Consider the following 3911-nt stretch of genomic DNA (forward strand, 5'->3'; position numbering starts at 1 on the left):
TCGGGGGCGGGGTGAGGCCGTCGATCATCCACAGGTCCCGTGGTGTCTCGTCGATGTGGAACTCGCAGTACAGGCCGCGTTCGGCGGTGTGGGGTGCGAGGAGGGTGGCGAGTGCCTCGCGGGTGCGCCGGCGGAGCTGTTCGTCGTCGGTGTGGCGGGCTATGTGCTCGACCACGATCCGCACCGCCGTGCCGGTCGGCTTGCCGCCGACGTGGAAGGAGTCGGCGTCGACCTCGTGGAAGAGGACGATCACGTAGAACTCGGGCAGCCCGAAGCGGGTGTAGAACCGCGTGACGTCGGTGGAGAGTTGCTGCTTCTGCGCGGGAGTGTAGGCGCCGGGCGGGTGGTAGACGTGCCACAGGGGCATGGCGTTCTCCTGTTCTGGGTCGCGAAGGGGGTCAGCTGCGGGAGGGCAGGACGGCCAGGTGCTCCACCGGCCCGGACAGGGCGGCCTTGAGGGCCCGGGTCGCCTCGTCGACCAGCACCTCGCGGTCGCCGCGCTCGATGCCGTCCAGGACGATCCGGGCGACCTCGGCGGGCTGGATCTTCCCGATCGGCAGGTGCGCGACCATCTCGGTGTCGGCGAAGCCCAGGTGGACGCCGACGACCTGCGTGCCCTGGCCGGCGAGTTCCAGGCGCAGCGAGTTGGTCAGCGACCACAGGGCGGCCTTGGAGGCGCCGTAGGCTCCGGCGCCGGCGCCCCAGGACAGCAGCGAGTGGATGTCGACCAGCGCTCCGCCGCCGCGCGCGGCCAGGACCGGCGCGAAGGCCTGGGCGATGCGCAGCGGGCCGAGCACGTTGGTCTCGAAGGTGTCCCGGACCAGCGTGAGGTCGGCCTGGAGCAGCGGCGCCGGGTACAGCACGCCGGCGTTGTTGAAGACGAGGTCGACGTCGTCGGCGTGCGCGGCCAGGGCGGCCACCGAGGCGTCGTCGGTGACGTCGAGGGTGAGGACCTCGACGCGCGGGTCCTCGCTGGTGTCGGGGGTGCGGCTGGTGGCGTAGACCTTCCTGGCGCCGCGGGCCAGCAGTTCCCGGGTGAACGCTCGGCCCAGGCCTCGGCGGCCTCCGGTGACCAGGGCGGTGGTGCCTTCGATCGCGGTCATGGTGCGTCTCCTCGTGTGCGGACGTGCGGCGGCCCGCCGCTGGGGTGTGGCGGGGCAGCGCCGCAGCGTTTAGATTATTACCATCATCTAAATGAGATGGGAAAGTGTGACGAGAGAACGAGAGTGAAGGAGTGCCGCCCATGCCCCGCGTGTCACGCGCCGAGGCCGAACGCAGCCGCCGCCGGGTGATCGACCACACCGCCCGCCTGATCCGCGAGAAGGGCCCCGACCAGGTCAGCGTCCCTGAGGCCATGGCCGCCGCCGGATTCACCCACGGCGGCTTCTACCGCCACTTCGCCTCCAAGGACGACCTCCTCGCCGAGGCCCTGGCCGCCGCCTTCACCGAACGCCGCGAAGCGATGGAGCACCCCGCCCCCGCAGGCGAGGAGGATCCCGGTCCGGCCCGTTCCCCGCGCGCCGCCTTCCTCGACCGCTACCTCTCCCAACCCCACCGCGACCACCCCGGCCAGGGCTGCGCCGCCGCCGCGTTGGCCGCCGACGCGGCCCGCACCGAGCCCGGATCCCCGTTGCGCACGGCGTTCACCGAGGGGTTGCGCGAGCTCGTCGACGCCTTCGCCCGCCTGCCCGAGCCCGCCGATCGGGAGGAGGCGCTGGCGGACCTGTCCACGATGGTCGGCGCCCTGGTGCTGGCCCGGGCGAGCCAGGACGAGGACCTGTCCGCCGACCTGCTGGCCGCCGCCCGGCGCCGCCTGTCCGCGCCGGGCGCGTAGGGTCGGACGCATGCGGCTCACACCGGTCAACGGCACCAGCGGCGCCAGGGGCGTCAAGGACCTCAGGGACGTCAAGGGCGTGCTCTTCGACGTCGACGACACGCTCTTCGACTACTCCAGCTCGGAGGAGGCCGGCCTGCTCGGACACCTGCGGGAGCAGGGCCTGCTGGAACGCTTCCCTTCGCCGGGGGCTGCGCTGGCGTTGTGGCGCAGCGTCATGGAGGCCGAGTACGCGCGCTACCTCACCGGTGAACTCACCTTCCGCCGCCAGCAGTACGAGCGCACCCGCCGCTTCCTCGCCCACCTCGGCCAGGCCGGCGCCGAGCACCTGAGCGACGAACAGGCCGCGGCCTGGTTCGCCGGCTACGGCGTCCACCGCGACGCCGCCTGGCAGGCCTTTCCCGACGCCCGGCCGACCCTGGCCCGCCTCGCCCCCCGCTACCGGCTGGGCGTCGTCTCCAACTCCGACGCCGACCACCAGCGCCGCAAACTGCGCACCATCGGCCTGCTGGAGTACGTCGGCGAGGTCCTGGTCTGCTCCGACCAGTACGGCGAGCCCAAGCCCGCCCCCGGCATCTTCCTCGCCGGCTGCGCCGGCCTGGGCCTCGCCCCGCACGAGGTCGCCTACGTCGGCGACAAGTACACCCTCGACGCGGAAGGCGCCCGCGACGCAGGCCTGCACGCCTTCTGGCTCGACCGCGCCGCCTCCGGCACACCGACCGGCGAGGGCATCCACACCCTCCACACCCTGGACGCCCTGCTCCGGGCCCTGGCCGCCTGACCCGGCCTGGGCTTCTGCGGTCGGCGCGCCCTATTCCGGCGGGGCGTCGGCGCCGAACAGTTCGCGGCAGGCGGGGGTCAGGCCGCGTACGGTCACGGGGGCGGGCGGGCCCTGCCAGTGCTCGCGGGACAGGCGCAGGCGCTGGGACACCACGGTGTGGCCGTCCATGACGTCGCGGGAGATGCCGTCGGGGCGGTAGCCGAGCTTGCGGGAGACGGCGAGGGAGGCGTGGTTGTCGGTGAAGGACATCGAGGTCGCCGACACCGCGTCCAGTCCGGCGAATGCCAGGTGCAGCATCGCGGCGCGCATCTCGGTGCCCAGGCCCAGGCCCTGGTGGGCCAGGCCGAGCCAGGAGCCGGAGGCGATCTCGCGCCGGGCGGTGAAGTCCTGGGCGCGCATGTCCTGGACGCCGACGGGGTGCCCCTCGTGGAAGACCGTCAGGTCCAGGGCCCAGTGCTGCGGCGTCCAGCGCCCCAGCCGCCGCCAGTGCATCTGCAGGACGTGCCGGGCGCGTTCGGCGGGCGGCAGTTCCGCCCACGGGGTGAGGAAGGGGCGTACGTCGGGCGGGTGGACGCCGCGCGCGGCGACCTCCGCGAGCTCGGCGAGATCGTCCTCGCCGGGCATGCGCAGCTCCAGGCGGGGCGTGGTGATGCGCAGGCCCCTCAGCGGCCAGTGATCGATGAGCATCGGGCCAGTGTGCCCGGGGAGACCGGCGGGCGCACCCGGGTTTCGCGGCCGGAGTGCCTCGTTCGAACGTTTCCGTCTCCGGGGCGAAACCCGAAGGGGCATCGGCTCGTTGTGCCGTTCGGGTCGGCTGATCGGGGCCGGCGGCGCCGGTGCGCGTCCGGTTCTGACGGAAGGATGTTCATGACCGATTCCGAGGCGGGTTCCGTGGCCCGCGCCGGCAGCCCGGACTCCGCGGTGGACCGGGTGGCCGACTTCTACGGCGCCTACATCGACGCGGTCTTCGACGGCACCGACGACCTCTCGGACGAGTTGCGCGCCCACTACCTCACCGAGGACCTGCGCCAGCGCCTGGCCGCCTGGGAGGAGGTCAACCACGCCGACGGCGTGCTGCGCGCCCAGGACGTGCCCACGGCCTGGGAGGTGCGCCACCACGACTCCGGCGCCGGGCACCTGTTCACCACGGTCACGCTGACCTGGGGCAGCGGCCCGGACGCCGGGCGTACGCGGCTGGCGGTGCAGAGCGATCTGAGCACCAAGCTGATCTCGGACATCGAGGACGCCCCGGCGGGGTGAGGGCGGGCCTCGCGGATCCCCGCCCGGGCCTCGGCG

At 73.3% G+C, this 3911-nt stretch carries 6 protein-coding genes; 3 read left to right on the forward strand and 3 right to left on the reverse strand.

What is annotated here, in order from left to right:
• Both J0670_RS32490 and J0670_RS32495 read right to left on the reverse strand, forming a co-directional pair.
• Positions 1-367: tautomerase family protein (locus J0670_RS32490; RefSeq protein ID WP_207815656.1), on the reverse strand; the 367-nt coding region annotated here is incomplete at its 3' end.
• A 31-nt stretch (positions 368-398) separates the two neighbouring features.
• Positions 399-1103, reverse strand: a complete 705-nt coding sequence (locus J0670_RS32495) for an SDR family oxidoreductase (RefSeq protein WP_207815658.1) — start codon at positions 1101-1103, stop codon at positions 399-401.
• Between the two features lie 140 nt (positions 1104-1243).
• Between J0670_RS32495 and J0670_RS32500 the strand changes: the two genes are divergently transcribed.
• Entirely contained in the window at positions 1244-1834 is a 591-nt protein-coding gene (locus tag J0670_RS32500; RefSeq protein ID WP_207815660.1) for a TetR/AcrR family transcriptional regulator, read from the forward strand.
• 10 nt (positions 1835-1844) lie between these two features.
• Complete coding sequence (locus J0670_RS32505; protein WP_207815662.1) at positions 1845-2615, forward strand: HAD family hydrolase; 771 nt, start codon at positions 1845-1847, stop codon at positions 2613-2615.
• A 30-nt stretch (positions 2616-2645) separates the two neighbouring features.
• Here J0670_RS32505 and J0670_RS32510 read toward each other — a convergent pair whose 3' ends face one another.
• Positions 2646-3302 carry a GNAT family N-acetyltransferase gene (locus J0670_RS32510; protein ID WP_207815664.1) on the reverse strand — a complete coding sequence of 219 codons (657 nt, stop codon included), beginning with the start codon at positions 3300-3302 and terminating at the stop codon, positions 2646-2648.
• 180 nt (positions 3303-3482) lie between these two features.
• Here J0670_RS32510 and J0670_RS32515 point away from each other — a divergent pair, with 180 nt between their 5' ends.
• Positions 3483-3875, forward strand: coding sequence for a hypothetical protein (locus J0670_RS32515; protein WP_207815666.1), 393 nt, complete (start codon positions 3483-3485; stop codon positions 3873-3875).
• Positions 3876-3911 lie beyond the last annotated feature (36 nt).

Source organism: Streptomyces sp. FH025 (assembly GCF_017427025.1).
Taxonomy (GTDB): Bacteria; Actinomycetota; Actinomycetes; order Streptomycetales; family Streptomycetaceae; genus Kitasatospora.